We start from the raw sequence: 23,177 nt of genomic DNA on the forward strand, positions 1-23,177 counted from the left end.
CCGGAGGCCGGCCTGGGGGATGCGCCGAGCGAGGCCGCAGAAGCCGCAGAAGCCGCGGAGGCCTCGGCGAAGGCGGACGAGCGCCCGGAGGACGGCGCTGAGGAGGACGTCGCCCGCGACGGGGAAGAGGACGCCGAGGAACCGGGCCGTTCGCGGTCGCGTGACCTCCTTCTGCTGGTCGGTATCTGCCTGCTCTCCCTGCTACTGGTGAACGCCTTCGTGGCGCGGCCGTTCGCGGTGCCGTCCGCATCGATGGAGAACACCCTGCGTACCGGCGACCGCCTGGTCGCGAACAAGCTGGCCTACTCCTTCGGGAGTCGCCCGCAGCGCGGCGATGTCGTGGTGTTCGACGGGACGGGCACCTTCCGGAAGGGGCCGACCGAACCGACAGGGTTCTGGGACGGCCTGCGGTCGTTCGGCCAGGACCTCGGACTGGTACCGGCCGGCGACTCGATCTACGTGAAGCGCGTCATCGGGGTCGGCGGCGACCGGGTGACCAGCACCGGCCCCGGCGGGCGGATCACGGTCAACGGTGTGCCGGTCGACGAGTCCTCCTACCTCGCGCCGGGGGACGAACCGTCGAACGTGGCCTTCGACGTGGTGGTGCCGCCCGGCACGCTCTGGGTGATGGGTGACCACCGCAGCGCCTCCCGTGACTCGCGCGACCATCTGGGCGAACCCGGCGGCGGCTTCGTCCCGGAGGACAAGGTGGTCGGACGCGCGGAGTGGGTGGTCTTCCCGGTCGGGCACTGGACCAGCCTGGACCGGCCGGCGGCGTTCGCCGCGACTGGGAGGACCGGTGGCCATGGGGACCAGAGGTAGGGGCCGCCTCGCGGACCGCTCCACCGCCAAGTCCGCCTACCAGCCCGCCGCAGGGCCGTCGGAACCGGCGGCGGGGACGGCGGGGGCGGCCGACCCGCAGTCGCCTACCTCCGCGCGCGGCAGGGCCGAGCGGCGCCGCACGGCCCGCCGGGCGGCCCGACGGCGCAGGCGTTCCCTGCTGCGGGAGTTCCCGTTGATCGTCCTGGTGGCGCTGGTGGTGGCGCTGGTGATGAAGACGTTCATGGTGCAGGTCTTCGTGATTCCCTCCGGTTCGATGGAGCAGACCATCCAGATCGGGGACCGGGTGCTGGTCGACAAGTTCACCCCCTGGTTCGGTGCCGAGCCCGAGCGCGGCGAGGTGGTGGTCTTCAAGGATCCGGGCGGCTGGCTGGAAGCCGATCACAAGCCGTCCACGGACGGGCCGGTTCTGCGCGGGGCCAAGCAGGTTCTGACCTACGTCGGGCTGTTGCCGTCCGAGAGCGAGCAGGATCTGATCAAGCGTGTGATCGGTGTCGGCGGGGACACCGTGGAGTGCTGCGACGATCAGGGCCGGCTGAGTGTCAACGGCTCGCCGGTGGACGAGCCGTACCTGGCGCCCGGGAACCCGCCCTCCCGCCAGCCCTTCAAGGTGAAGGTGCCCCAGGGCCGGCTCTGGGTCATGGGCGACCACCGGGACGTGTCGGCCGACTCCCGCTTCCACATGGGGAATCCGGGGCAGGGCACGATCCCGTTGAGCGGTGTGGTGGGCCGGGCGTTCGTGATCGCCTGGCCGGTGGGCCGGGTTCATCAACTTGATGTGCCGGGTTCACTCTCCAAGGTGGCGCCGGCTCCGCAGGCTCGCGGAACTACGGCGAACTCGATGGGGGTTGGGCCGCTTCCGGCGGAACCTCCGCTCGTTATGGGTGTGTTGGGCATCCTTCCGCTCGTCGGCCGCAGGCCGGAGCGATCCCCGGCCTAGACCCGGCCGGTCGGCGACCGGCCGGGCCGTGCGTGTGGGAACGCGAGCCGGATGCCTGGGAGTGATAGAGAAGTGCTGATGCGGCCGGTAGGCGACAACGGCTGCGTCCGAAGGCTGTGCTGGTGCCAGGTGTGCCCGAGGAGGGCGCCCTTGGGGCGTTCATGGTCGATGGTGGAGCGTGGTGCCCGCTGTGCGGCACTGTGAGCGCGGGCGCGCGGGCGTCCGCACAGCTGGGAGGAGACGTTGTGGGGGATTTGGTGATCGGCGCCCGCTCAGGCGCCGGGGAGCCCGAGGGCTCCGGCGGCCGGGCGGCCCGGTCCACGGAGTCCGCGGTGTCGTCGGCTTCGGCCGAGGACCCGGCGGCCCAGTCCGCGGACGAACAGGGCAACGGCACCGGTGACACCTCGGACGACTTCCGTGACGCGGAGGGATCCGCGGAGCAGTCGGAGGAGAAGACCGGCGGCAAGGAGGGCAAGCAGCGCTCCTTCTGGAAGGAGCTGCCGATCCTGGTCGGGATCGCGCTCGTCCTGGCACTGGTGATCAAGACGTTCTTCGTCCAGGCGTTCTCCATTCCGTCCGAATCGATGCAGAACACGCTTCAGGTCGGCGACCGCGTCCTGGTGGACAAGCTGACTCCGTGGTTCGGAGCCGAGCCCGAGCGGGGAGAGGTCGTGGTGTTCCACGACCCGGGCGGCTGGCTTGCCGACGAGCCCACCAAGCAGAGCAGCAACTCCTTCGTCCGGGGCGTCCAGGACGTGCTCAGCTTTGTCGGCCTGATGCCCTCCGACAACGAGAAGGACCTCATCAAGCGCGTCATCGCGGTCGGCGGAGACACCGTCGAGTGCCAGGGCGACGGGCCGGTCAAGGTCAACGGGGTCGCTCTCAACGAGCCGTACGTCTACCCCGGGAACACCCCCTGCCAGCTGAAGGACTTCGGCCCGGTGAAGGTGCCGGAGGGCCGGATCTGGGTGATGGGCGACCACCGCGGGGACTCGCTGGACTCCCGCTTCCACATGGACCAGCCCGGCGGCGGCACCGTCCCCGTGAGCGACGTGATCGGCCGTGCGTTCGTGGTGGCCTGGCCGGTCAACCACTGGTCGACGCTCCCCGTGCCGGACACCTTCGACCAGAAGGGGCTGGCGGCGGCCGCGCCGCTCGTGCCGCCGGTGGCCGGGGCCGTCGGCGCCGTCGGCCTGCTCCCGCTGACGCGCCGCCTGAGGGACCGGACGGAGCGCAAGAAGGAGTCCTGACCTCAGTAGAGGAGCCCCCAGGTCTTGCGCGGGCCGTGGTACCGACGAGTAATCTGCTCGGACGTGCCACGGCCCGCCGGGTTTTCCGCCTGTGGCCCCGGCGCGCCGTGAGCGTTTCCGGGTCGGTCGGGGTTGGACGGTGTCGATGAGCAGTGTCGTGGACGAGACGACGGACCGCCCGCCTGTCGTGACGCGGCCCCGGCGCCGGCCTGCGGCCGTGCTTCAGGGACTGCTGATCGGGCTCGGACTGATCCTCCTGGTCGGAGGCTTCGTCGTCATGGCGGTGGACTACCGGCCGTACGGGATCCCGACGGGCTCGATGACACCGACGCTCAAGGTCGGTGACACCGTGGTCGCGCGGCAGATCGACGGCAAGTCCGTCGGCCGCGGCGACGTCGTGGTCTTCCGTGACCAGGCCTGGGGCGGTGAGCTCATGGTCAAGCGAGTGGTCGCGGTCGGTGGCGATACCGTGGCCACCACCGGGGAGGACCAGCGGCTGACCGTCAACGGCAAGCCGGTGGATGAGCCCTACCTGGCGGCGCAGGGCCCCCAGGGCAGCGCGTTCAGCGTGGAGGTGCCGACCGGCCGGCTGTTCCTGCTCGGCGACAACCGGCAGGGGTCCCTGGACTCCCGGCTCCACCTGGAGATCGACGGCGGCACGATCCCGGCCAGTGAGGTGGAGGCCCGGGTGGAGGCCACCGTCCTGCCGTTCGGCCGCACCGGGCTCTTCACCCGCACGACGGCCTTCGACGGCATCGGCGGCCCGAAGGCCGGTGAACCGGGACCGCTGGAGCCCGCCTTCTACGCCACCGTTGTAGGCGCGGCGGTGATCGTCGTGACTTCCGCGGCGGGCGGTGCGGCGAGCCTGACCCGGCGGCTCGGCCGCCGTCGCGCGGCGGCCTGACCACCACGCCGACGGGGACCACTGCCGCGCCAGCCGGAGCGGCGACCACCGCCAGGGCGGCCGCAGTCGGTGCAGCTGCTGCCACCGCCCGGGCGGCTCTCCCGAACATCGCCCCGCAGGGTCGCGCCGGGTGGCAGGATCGGGAGGGTCAGCGAGGTACACGAGGGGAGGAGGAGCCGTCATGGAGCCACAGCGACGCAGGGCCTCCCGCATCCTGCTGCTGGACCGGGGGGACCGCCTCCTCCTCTTCCAGGGCTCCGACCCGGCGGTGCCGGGCGTCACCTGGTGGTTCACCCCCGGGGGCGGTTTGGAAGCCGGCGAAGGCCTGCGCGAGGCCGCGGTCCGGGAGCTCTCGGAGGAGACCGGATTGCGGGGAGTGGAGCTGGGGCCGGTGGTTGCGTACGGCACGGCTTCGTTCTCCTTTCGGGGACGGCGCTACGAGCAGGAGCAGTGGTTCCACTTGGCGCGGACCACGGAGACCGTGCTCGACCACTCGGGAATGGGGACGGACGAGCACGCGGAACTGCTGGCGGCGCGCTGGTGGACGGTCGACGAGCTGAGAGAAACCGCGGAGACGGTCTACCCGGTCGGACTGGCGGCCTTCCTGGAGCAACTGGTGGCCGAGGGGCCTCCAGTCACTCCGGTGAGGCTCTGACGGCGGGTGCGGTGGTCCACAATGGGTGGACGTGACAAGTTGAGGGGACGCCTGGATGAGTGCCGAAGATCTCGAGAAGTACGAGACCGAGATGGAGCTCAAGCTCTACCGGGAGTACCGGGACGTCGTCGGCCTGTTCAAGTACGTGATCGAGACCGAGCGACGGTTCTACCTCACCAACGACTACGAGCTGCAGGTGCACTCGGTCCAGGGCGAGGTCTTCTTCGAGGTGTCGATGGCGGATGCGTGGGTCTGGGACATGTACCGGCCGGCCCGGTTCGTCCGCAAGGTCCGGGTGCTGACCTTCAAGGACGTGAACATCGAGGAGCTCGCGAAGAGCGATCTGGAGCTGCCCTCGGACGACTCCGGCTTCGGGAACTGACGTTGGACCGCCCGGCCCCGCGGTGTCCAGGGGATTTCCGGGTTCTCCAGAATTCTCACCCCTGCGGGTGACAAAAGTTATCCACAGGCCCGGGTTATCCACAGGAAATAACAACCCTCTGGTCCCGTCCCGGGCCGCACGGCAACCTCCCCGGCGGAGGTGGTCACCGTGCAGGACACCAAGCGCACCACTCGCAAGCAGACGCAGTCGACGCAGGCACCGAAGGCCCGGGCCGGTGGTGAGCCGCGGCGCAAGGCGGTGCGGCGGACGCAGGCAGGGCCGTCCGAGCCCGGCGGGGCGGCTCCGCCGCGCCCGGAACGGGCCGGACCGGACGGGGCCGGCGCGGAGGCGACCGGCTCGGTGAGAGCCGGCGGGGAGAAGCCCGGCCTGGACAAGGCCGGCCTGGACAAGGCCGGCGCCGGGCGCGGTACCAACAACGCCCTCGGCCGCTACGGTGAGCGGGTCGCCGCCCGCCGCCTCGCGGAGTCCGGTCTCCGCATCCTGGACCGCAACTGGCGCTGCGTCGAGGGCGAGCTGGACATCGTCGCCCTCGACGGGGACACCCTGGCGGTCTGCGAGGTCAAGACCCGTTCCGAGCGGGGGTTCCAGCAGCCCAGCGAAGCCATCGACCAGGCCAAGGCCGCCCGGCTCCAACGCCTTGCCGAGCGCTGGATGGCCGAGCGATGGCCCGGTCACTTCGCCAGGCTGGCCGGCCCCGGGTACCAGCCCGCTCCCGCCGACCCGCAGTGGCCGCCCATCCCGCCCGGCGGCGTCCGGATCGACCTCGTGGCCGTGATCAACCGGGTCCGCGGCGCGGCCTCGGTCGACCACCTGCGGGGGGTGGTCTGAGATGGCCTTCGCCCGTACCTGCTCCGTCGCCCTGGTCGGCGTCGACGGTGTGATCGTCGAGGTCCAGGCCGATCTGGAGCCGGGAGTCGCCGCGTTCGCCCTGGTCGGCCTGCCCGACAAAGCCCTGTCCGAGGCCCGCGACCGGGTGCGGGCGGCCGTCGTCAACAGCGGGGAGGCCTGGCCCCAGCGGAAGCTGACGGTGGGGCTCAGCCCCGCCTCCGTCCCCAAGAGCGGCAGCGGCTTCGACCTCGCCGTCGCCTGCGCCGTCCTCGCCGCCGCCGAGCGGTTGGACCCGTCGTCCATCGCCGATCTGCTGATCATCGGCGAGCTGGGGCTGGACGGCCGGGTGCGTCCGGTGCGCGGCGTGCTCCCGTCGGTCCTGGCCGCCGCCGACGCCGGGTACCAGCGGGTCGTGGTGGCCGAGCGGACCGCGGCCGAGGCCTCGCTGGTCCCGGGCGTCACCGTCATCGGGGTGCGCAGCCTGCGCCAGCTGGTCGCCGTCCTCACCGGTGCCCCCGAGCCGGAGGAGCCACCGGATCCGATCGCCGGCTGTCCGGACCCGGTGATGGCCGGGCTGATGCTCCCCACCGCGGGTGTGCGCGGACTGCCCGACGACAGGACGTCACGCCTCGACCTGGCCGATGTGGCCGGCCAGTACGAGGCCCGTCGAGCCCTGGAGATCGCTGCCGCGGGCGGTCACCACCTCTACCTCAAGGGCCCGCCGGGAGCCGGGAAGACGATGCTGGCGGAGCGACTCCCGGCGCTGCTGCCGCCGCTGACCCAGAAGGAGGCCCTGGAGGTCACCGCCGTGCACTCCGTGGCGGGGCTCCTCCCGGCCGGCAGGCCGCTGATCGACAGCCCGCCGTACTGCGCTCCGCACCACTCGACCACCATGCCGGCGATCGTCGGCGGCGGCAGCGGCCTGCCCAGACCGGGCGCGGTCTCCTTGGCGCACAGGGGAGTCCTGTTCCTCGACGAGGCCCCGGAGTTTCCGGTCCGGGTGCTCGACGCCCTGCGCCAGCCACTCGAGTCGGGTGAGGTGGTGATCGCCCGGTCGGCCGGATCGCTCCGGCTCCCGGCCAGGTTCCTGCTCTGCCTGGCGGCCAACCCGTGCCCGTGCGGGCGGCACTCGCGCCGGGGAGAGGGCTGCGAATGCACCCCCGCGATGGTCAGCCGGTACCAGGGGAGACTCTCCGGTCCGCTGCTCGACCGGGTCGATCTCCAGGTCCAAGTGGCCCCCGTGACCAGGGTCGAGCTCATGGAGAGGGACACCACGGCGGAGAGCACGGAGGTCGTCGCGGCCAGGGTGCTGGCCGCGCGGGAGCGTGCGGCGGCCCGGCTGGCGCACACCCCGTGGCGTACCAACGCCGAGGTGCCCGGCCATGAGCTGCGCACCCGCTGGCAGCTCGCGTCCGGCGCGTTGAACGACGCCGCGTGCCAACTGGAGCGGGGGCTGCTGACCGCCCGTGGCCTGGACCGGGTGCTCCGGGTCGCCTGGACGGTCGCCGACCTCGCCGGCCGGGACCGCCCGGACCAACGGGACGTGCGAACGGCCCTTGTGCTGCGGACCGGTGTCGAACGCGGGCTGCCGCTGACCGAGCGGGCCTTCGGCCGGTTCGGCGTCGGCCGGGCGGCGGCGGACGCACCGAAGCACTCGCCGAAGGGCGGGAAGGCGGCCCGAGCCAGCCCTGCCGACAACGGCGGATGACCGTGGATCAGCGGAACAGGACACGAAGGGACCAGACCGTGAACCGGACGATCAACCACCGACAGCCTCCGCCCGGGTCTGCCGTCGAGGCCGGGCCCGAGCGATTGGCCAGGGCGGCGCTGAGCCGGCTCAGCGAGGCGGGCGACGCCGTCCTGGGACGATGGCTCTCCCAACTCGCCGCCGCCGACGTCGTCCAGGCGATCAGGGACGGCACCGTACCCGACCATCCGGGGCTGGACGCGGACAGGCTCGCGGCCTACCGGGCCAGACTCGTGGACGTGGACCCCGTCTCCGACCTGGAGCGGGTGCGAACCGCCGGTGGACGCTTCATCATTCCGGGCGACACGGAGTGGCCCAGCCAGCTGGACGACCTCGGGGACGGGCGGCCGATCGGGCTCTGGCTGGCCGGGACGGGTTCCCTGCGCCTGCTGGCCCTGCGTTCGGTGGCGGTCGTCGGCGCACGGGCCTGCACTGCGTACGGCGCACACGTGGCGGGGGAGTTGTCGGCGGAACTCGCAGAGCGCGGATGGGTCGTGGTCTCCGGCGCGGCGTACGGGATCGACGCCTCGGCCCACCGGGGTGCGCTGGCCGTCGGTGGTATGACCATCGGCGTCCTCGCCTGCGGCGTCGACGTCGCCTACCCGCGCGGCAACTCCGAGCTGATCCGGCGGATCGCCTCGCAGGGGCTGCTGCTGAGCGAACTCCCGCCGGGCGAGCACCCGACCCGGTTCCGGTTCGTGCTGCGCAACCGGGTCATCGCGGCGCTCACCCGGGGCACGGTGGTGGTCGAGGCGGCGCTGCGCAGTGGAGCGCTCAGCACGGCCAGACGCGCCCGCGACCTCAACCGGCACACCATGGGCGTCGCTGGTCCGGTGACGTCGGAGCTCTCCGCCGGAGTGCACGCCCTGATCCGCGGCGGAGCCACCCTGGTCACCGACGCGTCCGAGGTGGCCGAGCTGATCGGGGCGATCGGCGACGACCTGGCGCCGCAGCGAAGCGGTCCGGTGCTGCCCAGGGACCTGTTGGAGCCGGCGGTGGCCCGGGTGCTGGAGGCCGTGCCCGCCACCGCGGAGGGTTCCCCGGTGGAACGGCTGGCCCGGAAGGCCGGACTGCCGCCGGACGAAGTGCTCAACCGGCTCTACGAGTTGGGATCGCTCGGCTATGTCGAGCGGCACGGCGCGCACTGGCGACTGGTGCGGAGAAGGGGAGGCGACTGACCGGAGCGGGGTCGCGGGGCGAGCCCGGCGGCGTGGGCGAGCGCAGGGACAGAACGGATGAGAACGAGAGGGAGGGACGCAGGGAAGGCGAGGCCGGGAGATGGCCGAGCAAAGGCCCGGTGACGACCGGGAAGGGCGGAGGTAAAGGGGAGAGGAGAGCGGCTCGCCCGGAACCGGCACTGTCTCCGGTCTCCGGATCCGGTGACACGAACGCCACCGGTTCGGGGGACGACCGAGTGGCGGTAGCACATTGCAGTGAGTCGGTCACGCTACGCTCGCCATGCCTTCCCTATCAGCACATGACTCGGCAGAACGGCGCAGACCAACGCATGCCCACACACATTCCCGGACACAGAGTGACCGGTGGCGCTCGGTCCTCGGGGGGGCCGCGGACCGAGCGGCGCCCCGCGACCGAGTTTCCGCCCAAAGCGACGGGCGCGATGGGGGCCCTCGCCCGGCAGGGCGGTCGGCCGGCACACACCGGGGCGTACGCGGACCGGACGGACGCGCCCGGTGCGCCGGACGCCCCCGAACAGCTCGTCACCTCTGAACAGCTCGCCGCCCCTGCGCGGCCAAGTACCCCGGATCAGCGCGGCACCTCCGAGCAGCACCGTGCCTCCGAGCACCCGGATGTTCCCGACCAGCCGGGCGCCCCGGGCGAGAGCGTGGTGCCCCCGCCCGCAGAGGCGCCCGCTCCACGGCGGGCGGCGGGCAGCCAGGACCGCACGGCGCTCGAAGAGCTCTGGCGCTCCTACAAGGAGACGAGTGACCAGCGGCTCCGGGAACAGCTGATCCTGCACTACTCACCACTCGTCAAATACGTGGCGGGTCGGGTCGGCGTCGGCCTGCCCTCCAATGTCGAGCAGGCCGACTTCGTCTCGTCCGGCGTCTTCGGACTGATCGACGCGATCGAGAAGTTCGACATCGACCGCGCCATCAAGTTCGAGACGTACGCCATCAGCCGGATCCGCGGCGCGATCATCGACGAGCTGCGGGCCCTGGACTGGATCCCGCGCTCGGTGCGACAGAAGGCCAAGGCCGTCGAGCGGACGTACGCGACGCTGGAGGCGCGGCTGCGCCGCACGCCGCACGATCCCGAGGTCGCGGCCGAGATGGGCATCGCGATCGAGGACCTGCACACGATCTTCAGTCAGCTCTCCCTCGCCAACGTGGTGGCGCTCGACGAACTCCTCCACCCGGGCGCGGAGAGCGGGGACCGGCCGAGCCTGGTGGACACCCTGGAGGACCACGGCGCGGAGAACCCCGTGGAGGTGGCCGAGGACCGGGAGCTGCGCAGGCTGCTGGCCCAGGCGGTGAACACCCTCCCCGAGCGGGAGAAGACGGTGGTGACGCTCTACTACTACGAGGGGTTGACCCTCGCCGAGATCGGCCAGGTCCTGGGGGTGACGGAGAGCAGGGTCAGCCAGATCCACACCAAGTCGGTACTGCAGCTGCGGGCCAAGCTGTCCGACATCCGTTAGCGCGCCCCGCCCCGCCCCGCCCGCGCGCTCCCGCCTCGTACGCGCCTCCACACCTCCGCCGCCTGCACGCCTTCGCCCGCGCATGCGCGCCTGCACGCTCGCACGCGTCTGCACGTGTCTGCAGGCCTCCGGCTCCATCTCAGGTCTCACCGCCGGTGTCGCCTCCGGCTCCACCTCCACTGACCGTCCGCCCGGGCGCGCCCGCCCGGTTCCACCCTGTTCCACCCTGCTCCGCCCGGCCTTCCGGCCCGGTCGCGCGCTGCGGATCGCCCTTGTGCGCGGCGCCGTATCGGCCGGATGTAGGGCTCCGTACAGTGGGAGGGTGCCGAAGATCCGAGCGGCCACTTTGGCCGAGCATCGCCAGCTGCAGCGGGCAGCACTCCTCGACGCTGCCCGCAGCCTCCTCACCGAGGGAGGCATGGAGGCCCTGACCTTCCCCGCGCTCGCGGCACGCACCGGGCTGGCGCGTTCCTCGGTCTACGAGTACTTCCGTTCCCGCGCTGCGGTGGTCGAGGTGCTCTGTGAGGTCGACTTCCCGCTCTGGGCTGCCGAGATCGAGGCCGGCATGGAGAGCAGCGACAGTGCGGCGGGCCGGATCGAGGCGTACGTCCGGGGTCAGCTCGCGCTGGCCGGGGACCCGCGCCACCGGGCGGTGACGGCGATCTCGGTACTGGAGCTGGACGAGGCAGCGCGCGAGCGCATCCGGGCGGCGCACGGAAAGCTGGTCGGTCTGGTGATCCAGGCTCTTGAGGACCTCGGCCACGAGCAGCCGCGGCTGGCGGCGGCACTGCTCCAGGGGATCGTGGAGGCCGCTGTCCGGCAGGCCGAGCAACGGGCCGCCGGCCCGGCCGAGGGCCCGGACGTGATCGCCGACGCCGCCGTCGCCCTCGCGCTGCACGGCCTGGGCGGGGGCCGGGTGGAGACGGGCTCACCGGTCGCGGCCGAGCGGTAGCAGCCGTGACGCACCCCCGCCGAGAAGTGCCGGAGGGTCGAGGTAGCGCTCGCCGCGGAGCAGCCCCCAGTGCAGGCAGTCGCGGCCTGCGCAGTGACCGTTGCCGGGAGCGAGCTGTCCGATCACCTGGCCGGCCGCGACTGCGGTGCCCACGGGGACGGTGCCGGTGACCGGCAGGTAGGTGGTCCGCAGCGGGGGAGTGCCGGATGCGGGGTGCGTGACGGTCACCACGGGCCGGCCGGCCACGACACCAGAGAACGAGATCACGCCCGGCGCCGCGGCGCGGATGTCCGAGCCGGGGGCGGCAGCCAGATCGACACCCCGGTGGCCGGCGGCCCATGGCGTCGGCGGCGCCTCGAACCGTGCTACCAGCGCGCCCGGCCCGCCCACCGGCCACGCCCGCCCGGAGCCGGGGTCACTCGCAGCGCCGGTCCCACCCCTGACCAGCGAGGCACCTCTGCGAAGTTGGGTACCTCCGTCAACGGCTCCATCCGAGTCCCCGCCCCAGTCCCCGCCCCCTCCACCACCACCTCCACCCCCACCTCCGCCGACGCCAACGTCCGCGCCCGTCGCGTGTCCCACCGGAGCGGGCAGCATGACCAGCAGCAGAGCTGTCAGCACCAGCAACGCCAACAGAGCCGGCCGGTGGTCGTGTCCCGGTCCGGGCGGTTGAGGTGCCGACGAGGGTGAGGGCGACGCTGACGGTGAGGGGGACGGCACCGCCGCGGCCGGGCGCGAGGCGCCCGCCGACCCGACGGCAGGGACTCCGGTGACGGAAGGGATTCCGGCGTGAGAACCGGCGATGCCGGCGGCAGCACTCATGCGCACGAGACTTCACGGAGCCCGCCGCCCCGGCCAGCCCCACACCGATTCCTGTGGACAACCGGCCCCTGTGGACAATCACCGTCCCCCCAACGGGTGTACCCGGGCCCCGGAGCCCACCCAGGACGCCCTTACCTCCACGCCCACCCACGTACACGCGCGGGACCCCACGCCCGTCCACACCCACCCCACGCCCGTCCACACCCACCCCACGCCCGCCCCACCCGTGTCCGTCCACACCCACCCGCGTCCGCACGCCCACCCCCACGCCAACGCCCACGTCCACCCACCTGCCCCCGCGGCACCGCACGCCCACGTCCACCCACCTGCCCCCGCGGCACCGCACGCCCACGTCCACCCACCTGCCCCCGCGGCACCGCACGCCCACCCGCCGCAAGCCACCCCGCGACGCACCCTCCCCTCTCCCCCGTCCCCACCCTCACCTCCGCCCCCATGCCGCTGGAGTCGCCCGCCGCTCGGCGCTTCCCGTACACTTCACACGCGACCCGGTCCGCCGGGTCGACTTCGCACGCCCCGCCACCGGTGGACGGATGCGGCTCAGCCGCCGCCCCCGCCAGGTGCGAGTGCCGCTCGGTCCGCCGAGCCCGAACCGGTCCCCGGACCACTCGGGCCGAAGCGGCTCGGCACGTTCGGGGCGTCAGGCGTGGCTGTCACCTGGCTGCCACGGACAAAACCGAGCCTGACCCGGCCGTATGCAGACGCCCGAGCGGTGAGCGCCATCGCGCGAACCACGACGTCGGCTGCGCGAGACCCGGGCGCAACACCTTAGGAGTACGGCTATGGCCGTCGTCACGATGCGGGAGCTGCTGGAGAGCGGCGTCCACTTCGGTCACCAGACCCGCCGCTGGAACCCGAAGATGAAGCGCTTCATCATCACCGAGCGCAACGGCATCTACATCATCGACCTCCTGCAGTCGCTGAACTACATCGACCGCGCCTTCGAGTTCATCAAGGAGACCGTTGCCCACGGCGGCAGCGTCCTCTTCGTCGGCACGAAGAAGCAGGCCCAGGAGGCCATCGCCGAGCAGGCCACCCGCGTGGGCATGCCCTACGTGAACCAGCGCTGGCTCGGCGGCATGCTGACCAACTTCTCGACCGTCTACAAGCGCCTGCAGCGCCTCAAGGAGCTCGGCGAGCTGGACTTCTCGGACGTGGCCGGCTCCGGCCTCACCAAGAAGGAGCTCCTGGTCCTCCAGCGCGAGCACGACAAGCTGGAGAAGACCCTCGGCGGTATCCGCGACATGCAGCGCGTTCCCAGCGCCGTCTGGATCGTGGACACCAAGAAGGAGCACATCGCGGTCGGCGAGGCCCGGAAGCTCAACATCCCGGTCGTCGCCATCCTCGACACCAACTGCGACCCCGACGAGGTCGACTACAAGATCCCGGGCAACGACGACGCGATCCGCTCCGTCACCCTGCTGACCCGTGTGATCGCCGACGCCGTCGCCGAGGGCCTCAAGGCCCGCGCGGGTGTCGCCAAGGGCGACGCCAAGGCCGAGCCGGGCGCCGACCAGCCGCTGGCCGACTGGGAGAAGGACCTCCTGGAGGGCGAGAAGAAGGCCGAGGAGGCCCCCGCCGCCGCCGAGGCCCCCGCTGCTGAGGCCCCCGCCGCCGAGGCCCCCGCTGCCGAGGCTCCGGCCGAGCAGGCCTGACGTACCAAGGGTGAGGGGCACCCGCCGGCACGCACCGGTTGGTGCCCCTCTCTCCCGCGCCGGGACCGAACCAGCGGTCCCGGCGCAACCCCACGCAGACACGCGAGACGCGAGAAGAGATTCACACCATGGCGAACTTCACCGCCGCGGACGTCAAGAAGCTCCGTGAGCTCACCGGCGCCGGCATGATGGACTGCAAGAAGGCCCTGGACGAGGCCGAGGGCAACGTCGAGAAGGCCGTCGAGCTCCTGCGCATCAAGGGCCAGAAGGGCGTTGCCAAGCGCGAGGGCCGTGACGCCTCCAACGGCGCCGTCGCCGCGCTGATCGCCGAGGACAAGAAGTCCGGCGTTCTGGTCGAGCTCAACTGCGAGACCGACTTCGTCGCCAAGGGCGACAAGTTCGTCGAGGTCGCCGACGCGATCGCCGCCCACGTCGCCAAGTCCGCCCCGGCCGACCTGGACGCCGCCCTGGCTTCCGAGATCGAGGCCGGCAAGACCGTCCAGCAGTTCGTGGACGAGGCCAACGCGACCCTGGGCGAGAAGATCGTCTTCCGTCGCTTCGCCCAGTTCGACGGTGACGGCTTCGTCGCGGTCTACCTGCACAAGACCAGCCCCGACCTGCCGCCGGCCGTTGGCGTCCTGGTCGAGCTGGACAAGGAGAACGCCGACGTCGCCAAGGACGTCGCGCAGCACATCGCCGCCTTCGCGCCGAAGTACCTCTCCCGCGAGGACATCCCGGCCGAGGACATCGAGAACGAGCGCCGCGTCGCCGAGGCCACCGCTCGCGAGGAGGGCAAGCCGGAGGCCGCCCTCTCGAAGATCGTCGAGGGTCGCGTCACCGGCTTCGTGAAGGAGAACTCCGTCCTGGAGCAGGCCTTCGCGAAGGACAACAAGAAGACCGTCGCCAAGGTCCTCGAGGAGAACGGCGTCGCCCTCAAGCGCTTCGCCCGCTTCCGCGTCGGCGCCTGAGCCACGTTCCCAACGGACTCCCGGCACGCTTAGGCTGGGAACCGCCCCCGCCCGCTGACCAGGGCGGGAGGGACGCGCCGAACGGGCTCACCCAGCGTCATCCGTCTATGGGCGGGCCGCGTCGGCACCATGAACGACGAGGAGGCCATTGCCGTGCAGGACACCGTACCGGTTCCCGCGGCAGTGGCCTCCTCGCGTGTACGCGCGGGCCTGGGATCCGTACCCCAGCGCCTGTGAACCAGTAGGTGTGTAGAAGGAGAAGTCCATGCAGGAGACGCAGGAGACCGCGCAGGACCCGCAGGCCGGCTCGCGCCGCCGGGTGCTGCTGAAGCTGTCCGGTGAGGCCTTCGCCGGTGGCGGCGGGCTCGGCGTCGACCCGGACGTCGTGCACGCGATCGCCCGCGAGATCGCCACCGTCGTCCGCGCCGGTACCGAGGTGGCGGTGGTCATCGGTGGTGGCAACTTCTTCCGCGGCGCCGAGCTGCAGGTCCGCGGCATGGACCGGGCCCGTTCGGACTACATGGGCATGCTCGGCACCGTGATGAACTGTCTCGCGCTGCAGGACTTCCTGGTCAAGGAAGGCATCGAGACCCGGGTCCAGACCGCCATCACCATGGGCCAGGTCGCCGAGCCGTACCTGCCGCTGCGCGCCGTCCGGCACCTGGAGAAGGGCCGTGTCGTGATCTTCGGCGCGGGGATGGGCATGCCCTACTTCTCCACCGACACCACGGCCGTCCAGCGGGCCCTGGAGATCCACGCCGACGTCCTGCTGATGGGCAAGAACGGCGTGGACGGCGTCTACGACTCCGACCCCCGGACCAACCCGGACGCGGTCAAGTTCGACGCGCTGGAGTACTCCGAGGTCATCGCCCGTGACCTCAAGGTCGCCGACCTCACCGCGATCACGCTGTGCAAGGACAACAACCTCCCGATGCTCGTCTTCGAGCTGCTGGCGGAGGGCAATATCGCGCGTGCGGTGAAGAGTGAGAAGATCGGCACACTCATCAGCCAGGATTCTGTCCGGGCCTGAGCAGCAGTCAGCCGTACGGGAGGGCGCCGGCACCGCGACCGGCGCCCTCCACACCGCGACCGGCTTCGACGCCGACACCGGTCGGGACACCAGCAGATGAACCGGACAGGGAGTACACAGTGATCGAAGAGACCCTCCTCGAGGCCGAGGAGAAGATGGAGAAGGCCGTCGAGGTCGCCAAGAACGACTTCGCCGCCATCCGCACCGGCCGCGCGCACCCGGCGATGTTCGCCAAGATCGTGGCCGAGTACTACGGCGCCGTGACGCCGATCAACCAGCTGGCCTCCTTCTCCGTGCCGGAGCCGCGGATGGCGGTCGTCGCGCCGTTCGACAAGACCGCGCTGAAGGCCATCGAGCAGGCGATCCGCGACTCCGACCTCGGCGTCAACCCGAGCAACGACGGTTCCATCATCCGGGTGGTGCTCCCCGAGCTCACCGAGGAGCGTCGCCGCGAGTACATCAAGGTCGCCCGCGGCAAGGGCGAGGACGCCAAGGTCTCGATCCGCTCCGTGCGCCGCAAGGCGAAGGACGCCATCGACAAGCTGGTCAAGGACGGCGAGATCGGCGAGGACGAGGGCCGCCGCGCGGAGAAGGAGCTCGACGACACCACGGCCAAGTACGTGGCCGGCGTCGACGAGCTGCTGAAGCACAAGGAAGCCGAGCTGCTCGAAGTCTGATGAACGACGCCCCTGACGCCCCCGGCTACTGGGGCCCATCCGACCAGCAGTACCCGCAGTACCAGCCGCACCCCCCGTACCAGCCGGCCGCGCCGGGCGCTGCTGCGGGTGACCCCGGACACCGAACGGGTCACTCGCAGCAGCCTCAGGTGTACTGGGGTGGTGACGCGGAGGAGACTCAGGTCATGCCTCCCGTACCGGCCGACCCAGGGCCCGACCCCGTCGAGGGGCCGGCCCGGGAGGCCGGGCGGCTGAGCGGCCCGTTGTTCCGGGACGAACAGCCCCGGACGGCGGTGCCGGGTGCGGCGGAGACGGTCGTGCTGCGCGCGATCACCGACGACGTCGCCCCCACCCCCGGCCACGGCGGACAGCCGCCGTGGCCGGGGGCTCCGGCGTACCCCGCGCCACCGCAGAGCCACGCGGCGGCCGGGCGGCCCCACCCTGTGCCGTCGTCCCCCCCAGGGCAGGAGACACCCGTGGCCCAGCCCGACCCGCAGCCGCAGCCGCGCAAGCAGCGCGGTGGTCGCAACCTCCAGGCCGCCATAGGCGTGGGGGTCGGCCTCGGCGCGGTGATCATCGCCTCGCTGTTCGTCGTCAAGGCGCTGTTCCTGGTCGTGGTGATGGCGGCCGTGTCGGTCGGCGTCTGGGAGCTGACCAGCCGGCTGTCCGAGCGCAAGGAGATCAAGGCGCCGCTGATCCCGCTGGTCGCGGGCGGCATCGCGATGATCGCCACCGGCTACTGGTCCGGCGTGCAGTGGGCCGCGGCCTCACTGGCGCTGACCGGGTTGGCGGTGATGGTCTGGCGGATGGCCGAGCCGCCGGAGAACTACCTGCGCGACATAACGGCCGGCATCTTCACCGCCTTCTACGTCCCGTTCCTGGCCACCTTCGTGGCGCTGATGCTGGCGGCCGACGACGGCCCGCAGCGGATCGTCCTGTTCCTGATCGTCACCGTCTGCAGCGACACCGGCGCCTACGCGGTGGGTTACAAGTTCGGCAGGACCAAGCTGGCCCCGACGATCAGCCCGGGCAAGACCCGCGAGGGCCTGGCCGGCGGCATCGGGCTGTCGATGCTGGCGGGCGCGCTGCTGATGCAGCTGATCATCGACGGCGGAAGCTGGTGGCAGGGCCTGATCCTCGGCGGCTGCGCGGCGGTCGTCGCGACCCTGGGCGACCTGGGCGAGTCGATGATCAAGCGCGACCTCGGCATCAAGGACATGGGCACGCTGCTGCCCGGTCACGGCGGCATCATGGACCGGCTGGACTCGCTCCTGCCGACCGCTCCGGTGGTCTGGCTGCTGCTGGCGGCCTTCGTCGGCAGCTGACCGCCGCGCACCCACCCGTACGAAGGCCCCGCACGACCGCAAGCCCCGAGCGGCCGTCCGGGGCCTTCGCCGTGCGCCGGGACTTCGCCGTGCCGCGGGGTCTTCGCCGTGTTCCCCAGGCCTTCGCCCTATCGCCGCGGGCCTTCGCCCTACCGCCGGGGGCTTCGCCGTCGGCCCACCCCTTGACGTCTGCGACACTGGAACAACCATGCCTAAGCCCGGAGAACTCACCTTTGTCGCGCCGCGCGGCGCCAAGCCCCCGCGACACCTCGCCGACCTGAGCCCCGCCGAGCGCAAGGAGGCCGTCGCCGAGCTGGGCGAGCAGCCGTTCCGCGCGAAGCAGCTCTCCAACCACTACTTCGGCCGGATGTCGAACGACCCGGAGGCCTGGACGGACATTCCCGCCGCCAGCCGGGGGAAGCTCACCGAGAGCCTGATGCCCGAGCTGATGTCGGTCGTCCGGCACGTCTCGTGCGACGACGACACCACCCGCAAGACGCTCTGGAAGCTGTTCGACGGCACGCTGGTCGAGTCGGTGCTGATGCGCTACCCCGACCGGGTCACGATGTGCATCAGCTCGCAGGCCGGCTGCGGCATGAACTGCCCGTTCTGTGCGACCGGCCAGGCCGGACTGACCCGCAACCTCTCCACCGCCGAGATCGTGGAGCAGATCGCCGCCGGCATGCGTGCGCTCAAGGCCGGCGAGATCCCGGGCGGCGAGGCGCGCCTGTCCAACGTGGTCTTCATGGGTATGGGCGAGCCGCTGGCCAACTACAACCGCGTGCTGGCCGCGATCCGCCGCCTCACCGACCCGGCGCCGGACGGCTTCGGCCTCTCCCAGCGCGGCATCACCGTCTCCACCGTCGGCCTAGTCCCGGCGATGAACCGGCTCGCCGACGAGGGCCTGTCCTGCCGGCTCGCGCTGTCGCTGCACGCCCCGGACGACGAGCTGCGCGACGAGCTGGTGCCGGTCAACACCCGCTGGAAGGTCGCCGAGGTGCTTGACGCGGCGTGGAACTACGCGGAGAAGTCCGGCCGCCGGATCTCCATCGAGTACGCGCTGATCAAGGACATCAACGACCAGGCGTGGCGGGCGGACCTGCTGGGCCGGCTGATCAAGAACCATCGGGTGCACGTCAACCTGATCCCGCTGAACCCGACCCCGGGGTCCAAGTGGACGGCCTCCCGGCCCGAGGACGAGCGCGAGTTCGTCCGCCGGCTCCAGGCCCACGGCGTGCCCACCACGGTCCGGGACACCCGCGGCCAGGAGATCGACGGCGCCTGCGGCCAGCTCGCCGCGGCGGGCTGAGGCAGCCGCCCCGCCCCCCGGGGCGGCTCAGCGGAGCCCGGCGGCCGCCAGGGCGGCGGTCAGTCCGCCGGTGACCAGGAGGACGGTGCCGACCGCCAGCGTCCGCAGCGCCACCGCCCCGGCCAGCAGCCGGGGCGAGGCGCCGAGCCGCAGCAGCGCGTCGGCGACGTCCCGGCGGGCGCTGCGCAGCTCGGCCAGCCGGGACGCGACGGCGGCCGCGGTGCAGCCCAGCACCAGGCAGGCCTCCATCGCGGGCAGGGCGTCGGCGCTGTCCGGCGTTCCGATCCAGTAGCGGACGGTGGTGAGCACCAGCGCGAGCGCCAGGGTGAGCACGGCCAGCGGGGGCCCGAGCCGGCGGGCCTGCGCGGTCAGGCCCCGCCCGGCCAGCAGCCGCAGCGGGGTGGGCCGGCCGAGGGCGAGCAGCCGGCCGGTCCAGGAGAGCAGCGGGCCGGTCAGCAGGGCGAGGCCGAGGGCGCCGGCGGCCCAGCCGCCGAGGGCGGCGGCGCTGGTGTTGCCGAGCCCGGCCGGCAGGTGGATCGGGCGGCCGTCGGCGGGGGCACCGGGCCGCAGGGCGATCAGCTCCAGGGCGAGTCCGATCACCGCCAGGCCGACCGGCAGTGCGATCCGCAGCGGGCCGAAGCCGGTCCGGACCGGCCGCGGGCGGCCGGGCAGGGTCTCGGCGAGCGGTACGGCGCCTGCCGCGGAGATCCCGGCGGTGAGCGGTACGAGGGCGAGCAGGGTGACCGGCGCGGCGGCCGGCAGTTCGACGCCCATCCCGAGGTCGGCGGCGAGCGAGGGTCCGGCGATGTCGTTGCGCAGGACGAGGAAGAGCAGCAGGGTCAGCACGGCGCCGAGCGTGCAGGCGAGCGCGACCTCGCCAGCGATCAGGGCCCGGATCCGGGCCGAGCCGGCTCCGGCGGCGGTGAGGCCGGTGATCCTCTCGGGCCGTTGCGCGGGGACCGCGCGGGCGGCGACGGCGGCGAACCAGGCGACGGCGGCCAGCGGTGGCAGGCACCAGAGCAGCCGGGCGACGGTGTCCGCGCCGCCCGGCGGGTCGCTCATCGCCCGGCCGAGGGCCCGCAGCAGGAAGGCGGCGACGACCGCGCCGGCCACGGCGGTGAGCAGCCAGCGGCCGAGGTCGAGCACCCGGTAGCCCCGGGCCAGACGGAGATAGAACACGTCGACTCTTTCAGCGGCGGGGCGGCGTCAGCGGCGGGTGGCCGACACGGCGGACGCCCCGGTGGCTCCCGGCGTCCCGGTGGCTCCCGGCCCGGCGGTGGCCGCGGCCGTCCCGGTGTGCCCGGCGGCCGGCGCGGTGGTGCGCGGGACGGGCGCGACGGGGGCGGCGAGGCGTCCGTCGACGAGGGCGACGGCGCGGTCCGCGAACCGGACGAGTTCGGGGTCGTGGGTGGCCAGGACGAGGGTGAGCTGGTGCGAGCGGGCCGCGCTGGTCAGTATCCGCAGGACCTGGTCAGCGGCCTCGCGGTGGAGCGGGGCGGTGGGGTCGTCGGCGAAGACGACCGGCGGCAGCGGGGCGAGCGCACGGGCGACGGCGATCCGCTGGCGCTGGCTCTGGATCAGCCGGTCGGGCCGCAGCCGGGAGGCGGCCCCGATGTCGAGCCGTTGCAGCCACTCGTCGGCGGCGGTGTACGCGGCCTTGTTGCCGGCGCCGGCCAGCAGCAGTGGCAGGGCGACGTTCTCCCGGGCCGTCAGCTCGGGGACCAGGTGCGGTTCGGAGCCGACGAAGCCGAAGCGGTCGCGGCGCAACCGTTCACGGCCGGCCCGGCCGAGGGTGTGGACGGGGGCGCTGTTGAACCAGACCTCGCCCTCGTCGACCGGGAGGAGGGCCGAGAGGCAGCCGAGCAGGGTGCTCTTGCCCGAGCCTCGTGGGCCGGTGACGGCGAGCACCTCGCCCTCCCGGACGCCGAGCGAGATACCGCGCAGGGCGGGGGTGCCGTGATGGGACTTGACGATCCCCCGGGCCCACAGCACGTCGTTGTCAGGCGGGGCCGCTGACATGAGGTTCCATCCTGGGTGGCCGCAGGGATATGACAGTCGTCAGATTAGAACGATCGGGCCCCGGCGCGGTTGCGGCGCACTGGTCCATCAAGGGCAAATCACCCGTAATCAGGCGTGTTTGATTGGTCTCCGCTACGGATTCCGGGTGGCGGACGGGGCGGGAAGCACCGAAGGGCGGCCCCGCTGGGAAGCAGGGCCGCCCTTCGGCGGAGGGTGAGGAAGAAGGATCAGGTCGTCAGATCTTCGCCCACGCGTCGGTGAGGCTGGTCCGCAGGATCTGCTCGATCTCGTCGAAGGTCGACTGGTCGGAGATCAGCGGCGGGGCCAGCTGGACGACCGGGTCGCCACGGTCGTCGGCGCGGCAGTACAGGCCGTTGTCGAAGAGCGCCTTCGACAGGAAGCCGTAGAGCACGCGCTCCACCTCGTCGTCGTTGAACGACTCCTTGGTGACCTTGTCCTTCACGAGCTCGATGCCGTAGAAGTACCCGTTGCCGCGGACGTCGCCGACGATCGGCAGGTCGCGCAGCTTGTTCAGGGTGCCGAGGAAGGCGGCCTCGTTGTCGAGGACGTGCTGGTTCAGGCCCTCGCGCTCGAAGATGTCGAGGTTGGCCAGCGCCACCGCGGAGGAGACCGGGTGGCCACCGAAGGTGTAGCCGTGCAGGAAGGTGTTGTCACCCTTGTAGAACGGCTCGGCGATGCGGTCCGAGATGATCGTGGCGCCGATCGGGGAGTAGCCCGAGGTCATGCCCTTGGCGCAGGTGATCATGTCGGGCTGGTAGCCGAACTTGTCGGCGCCGAACATGGTGCCCAGGCGGCCGAAGGCGCAGATGACCTCGTCCGAGACCAGCAGCACGTCGTGGCGGTCGCAGATCTCGCGCAGGCGCTGGAAGTACCCGGGCGGCGGCGGGAAGCAGCCACCGGCGTTCTGCACCGGCTCGACGAAGACGGCGGCGACGGTCTCGGCGCCCTCGTTGAGGATGGCCACCTCGATCTCGTCGGCGCACCAGCGGCCGTAGGCCTCGGGGTCGACCGTGCCGTCGGGGCCGGCCAGGAACGCCGGGGCGCGGTAGATGTTGGTGTTCGGAGCCTTGTGGGTGCCCGGCACCAGCGGCTCGAACGGGGCCTTCAGGCCCGGCAGGCCGGTGATCGACAGGGCGCCCTGGGGGGTGCCGTGGTAGGCGACGGCGCGCGAGATGACCTTGTACTTGGTCGGCTTGCCGATCAGCTTGAAGTACTGCTTGGCGAGCTTCCAGGCGGTCTCGACGGCCTCGCCGCCACCGGTGGAGAAGAAGACCTTGTTCAGGTCGCCCGGGGCGTAGTTGGCCAGGCGCTCGGCCAGCTCGACGGCCTTCGGGTGGGCGTAGCTCCACACCGGGAAGAAGGCGAGCTCCTTGGCCTGCTTGGCGGCGGCCTCGGCGAGCTCCTCGCGGCCGTGACCGGCCTGGACGACGAACAGGCCGGCGAGGCCGTCGAGGTACTTGCGCCCCTTGTCGTCCCAGACGTAGGTGCCTTCGCCCTTGACGATCGTCGGCACGGGGGAGTTCTCGTACGACGACATGCGGGTGAAGTGCATCCACAGGTGGTCGTAGGCGGTCTTGGAAAGGTCCTTCTGCGCCGGGTCGGCTGTCATCGGGTGCCCCAGGTGTAGGTCTGTTTCCGGAGCTTCAGGTAAACGAAGCTCTCGGTGCTCCGCACGCCGGGAAGCGCGCGGATGCGCTTGTTGATCATTTCGAGCAGGTGCTCGTCGTCCTCGCAGACCAGTTCGGCCAGGAGGTCGAACGAGCCTGCGGTGCAGACGACGTAGTCGACCTCGTCGAGGGCGGCCAGCGCGTCGGCGACGGGCTCGATGTCGCCCTCCACCCGGATCCCGACCATCGCCTGGCGGGTGAAGCCGACGGTGAGCGGGTCCGTGACGGCGACGATCTGCATCACGCCCTGGTCGAGCAGCTTCTGGACGCGCTGCCGTACGGCTGCCTCGGACAGGCCCACGGCCTTGCCGATGGCGGCGTACGGGCGGCGCCCGTCCTCCTGGAGCTGCTCGATGATCGCCTTGGAGGCGGCGTCGAGGGGAACGCTGGCGTTCCGGTCGCGGTTGGCCACGCCGCAACTGTGCCTGATCGTTTCTGCGTTCGCAAGCGAGGATGCTGCTGATTTCGTCGCGATCTTGGAGAACGCA

General features: G+C 72.0%; 22 protein-coding genes. 17 read left to right on the forward strand and 5 right to left on the reverse strand.

Going from position 1 to position 23,177, the window contains the following annotated elements; genetic code table 11:
• The first annotated feature begins 12 nt into the window (after positions 1-12).
• The 11 genes from lepB (J5Y04_RS09700) (at position 13) to J5Y04_RS09750 (ending at position 11,178) form a co-directional block, all read left to right on the forward strand.
• Positions 13-822: a signal peptidase I gene (gene lepB / locus J5Y04_RS09700; RefSeq protein ID WP_209411554.1), complete on the forward strand. Its 810-nt coding sequence runs from the start codon at positions 13-15 to the stop codon at positions 820-822.
• A 193-nt stretch (positions 823-1,015) separates the two neighbouring features.
• Positions 1,016-1,780 (forward strand): signal peptidase I, encoded by a 765-nt coding sequence (gene lepB, locus J5Y04_RS09705; RefSeq protein ID WP_374105974.1) that lies wholly within the window; start codon positions 1,016-1,018, stop codon positions 1,778-1,780.
• Between the two features lie 245 nt (positions 1,781-2,025).
• A complete protein-coding gene (lepB, locus tag J5Y04_RS09710) occupies positions 2,026-3,030 on the forward strand; it encodes a signal peptidase I (protein ID WP_209411444.1) in 1,005 nt (334 codons plus the stop codon).
• Between the two features lie 217 nt (positions 3,031-3,247).
• Positions 3,248-3,934 carry a signal peptidase I gene (gene lepB, locus J5Y04_RS09715; RefSeq protein WP_307853021.1) on the forward strand — a complete coding sequence of 229 codons (687 nt, stop codon included), beginning with the start codon at positions 3,248-3,250 and terminating at the stop codon, positions 3,932-3,934.
• Positions 3,935-4,115: 181 nt separating this feature from the next.
• Positions 4,116-4,589 (forward strand): NUDIX domain-containing protein, encoded by a 474-nt coding sequence (locus J5Y04_RS09720; protein ID WP_209411447.1) that lies wholly within the window; start codon positions 4,116-4,118, stop codon positions 4,587-4,589.
• A 55-nt stretch (positions 4,590-4,644) separates the two neighbouring features.
• The gene (locus tag J5Y04_RS09725) at positions 4,645-4,971 is read left to right on the forward strand and encodes a DUF2469 domain-containing protein (RefSeq protein WP_148642766.1); all 327 of its coding nucleotides are present in this window, start codon (positions 4,645-4,647) and stop codon (positions 4,969-4,971) included.
• 402 nt (positions 4,972-5,373) lie between these two features.
• A complete protein-coding gene (locus J5Y04_RS09730) occupies positions 5,374-5,820 on the forward strand; it encodes a YraN family protein (protein WP_209411556.1) in 447 nt (148 codons plus the stop codon).
• A gap of 1 nt (position 5,821) precedes the next feature.
• Entirely contained in the window at positions 5,822-7,528 is a 1,707-nt protein-coding gene (locus J5Y04_RS09735; protein ID WP_209411448.1) for a YifB family Mg chelatase-like AAA ATPase, read from the forward strand.
• 38 nt (positions 7,529-7,566) lie between these two features.
• On the forward strand, positions 7,567-8,745 hold the full coding sequence (gene dprA, locus J5Y04_RS09740) for a DNA-processing protein DprA (protein ID WP_307853022.1): 1,179 nt from the start codon (positions 7,567-7,569) through the stop codon (positions 8,743-8,745).
• A gap of 668 nt (positions 8,746-9,413) precedes the next feature.
• A complete protein-coding gene (whiG, locus tag J5Y04_RS09745) occupies positions 9,414-10,226 on the forward strand; it encodes an RNA polymerase sigma factor WhiG (protein ID WP_374105977.1) in 813 nt (270 codons plus the stop codon).
• A gap of 346 nt (positions 10,227-10,572) precedes the next feature.
• Positions 10,573-11,178: a TetR/AcrR family transcriptional regulator gene (locus tag J5Y04_RS09750; RefSeq protein WP_209411559.1), complete on the forward strand. Its 606-nt coding sequence runs from the start codon at positions 10,573-10,575 to the stop codon at positions 11,176-11,178.
• Here the strand turns inward: J5Y04_RS09750 and J5Y04_RS09755 are convergent.
• Positions 11,155-12,000, reverse strand: a complete 846-nt coding sequence (locus tag J5Y04_RS09755) for a M23 family metallopeptidase (RefSeq protein ID WP_307853023.1) — start codon at positions 11,998-12,000, stop codon at positions 11,155-11,157. The genes J5Y04_RS09750 and J5Y04_RS09755 overlap by 24 nt on opposite strands.
• An 800-nt stretch (positions 12,001-12,800) precedes the next feature.
• Between J5Y04_RS09755 and rpsB the strand changes: the two genes are divergently transcribed.
• The 6 genes from rpsB (at position 12,801) to rlmN (ending at position 18,982) form a co-directional block, all read left to right on the forward strand.
• Positions 12,801-13,673, forward strand: a complete 873-nt coding sequence (rpsB, locus tag J5Y04_RS09760; RefSeq protein WP_209411454.1) for a 30S ribosomal protein S2 — start codon at positions 12,801-12,803, stop codon at positions 13,671-13,673.
• Positions 13,674-13,801: 128 nt separating this feature from the next.
• Complete coding sequence (gene tsf, locus J5Y04_RS09765) at positions 13,802-14,641, forward strand: translation elongation factor Ts (RefSeq protein ID WP_209411456.1); 840 nt, start codon at positions 13,802-13,804, stop codon at positions 14,639-14,641.
• A gap of 265 nt (positions 14,642-14,906) precedes the next feature.
• Positions 14,907-15,671 (forward strand): UMP kinase, encoded by a 765-nt coding sequence (gene pyrH / locus J5Y04_RS09770; protein WP_148642763.1) that lies wholly within the window; start codon positions 14,907-14,909, stop codon positions 15,669-15,671.
• Between the two features lie 119 nt (positions 15,672-15,790).
• Complete coding sequence (frr, locus tag J5Y04_RS09775) at positions 15,791-16,348, forward strand: ribosome recycling factor (RefSeq protein ID WP_148642762.1); 558 nt, start codon at positions 15,791-15,793, stop codon at positions 16,346-16,348.
• Positions 16,348-17,673 carry a phosphatidate cytidylyltransferase gene (locus J5Y04_RS09780; RefSeq protein ID WP_209411458.1) on the forward strand — a complete coding sequence of 442 codons (1,326 nt, stop codon included), beginning with the start codon at positions 16,348-16,350 and terminating at the stop codon, positions 17,671-17,673. Before frr ends, J5Y04_RS09780 begins: the two co-directional genes overlap by 1 nt.
• Before the next feature lie 208 nt (positions 17,674-17,881).
• Positions 17,882-18,982 (forward strand): 23S rRNA (adenine(2503)-C(2))-methyltransferase RlmN, encoded by a 1,101-nt coding sequence (gene rlmN / locus J5Y04_RS09785; RefSeq protein WP_209411459.1) that lies wholly within the window; start codon positions 17,882-17,884, stop codon positions 18,980-18,982.
• Between the two features lie 27 nt (positions 18,983-19,009).
• On the opposite strand, the gene J5Y04_RS09790 is transcribed toward rlmN, so the two are convergent.
• From J5Y04_RS09790 to J5Y04_RS09805, 4 genes are all read right to left on the reverse strand, one after another.
• Entirely contained in the window at positions 19,010-20,161 is a 1,152-nt protein-coding gene (locus J5Y04_RS09790; protein WP_209411462.1) for a hypothetical protein, read from the reverse strand.
• A gap of 27 nt (positions 20,162-20,188) precedes the next feature.
• Positions 20,189-21,001: an ABC transporter ATP-binding protein gene (locus J5Y04_RS09795; protein WP_209411464.1), complete on the reverse strand. Its 813-nt coding sequence runs from the start codon at positions 20,999-21,001 to the stop codon at positions 20,189-20,191.
• Between the two features lie 235 nt (positions 21,002-21,236).
• Positions 21,237-22,631 carry an aspartate aminotransferase family protein gene (locus J5Y04_RS09800; RefSeq protein ID WP_209411466.1) on the reverse strand — a complete coding sequence of 465 codons (1,395 nt, stop codon included), beginning with the start codon at positions 22,629-22,631 and terminating at the stop codon, positions 21,237-21,239.
• Positions 22,628-23,101, reverse strand: coding sequence for an Lrp/AsnC family transcriptional regulator (locus tag J5Y04_RS09805; protein WP_030306695.1), 474 nt, complete (start codon positions 23,099-23,101; stop codon positions 22,628-22,630). The genes J5Y04_RS09800 and J5Y04_RS09805 overlap by 4 nt, the downstream gene beginning before the upstream one ends.
• Positions 23,102-23,177: the final 76 nt, after the last annotated feature.

Source organism: Kitasatospora sp. RG8 (assembly GCF_017813315.1).
In the GTDB taxonomy this organism is placed as follows: domain Bacteria; phylum Actinomycetota; class Actinomycetes; order Streptomycetales; family Streptomycetaceae; genus Kitasatospora.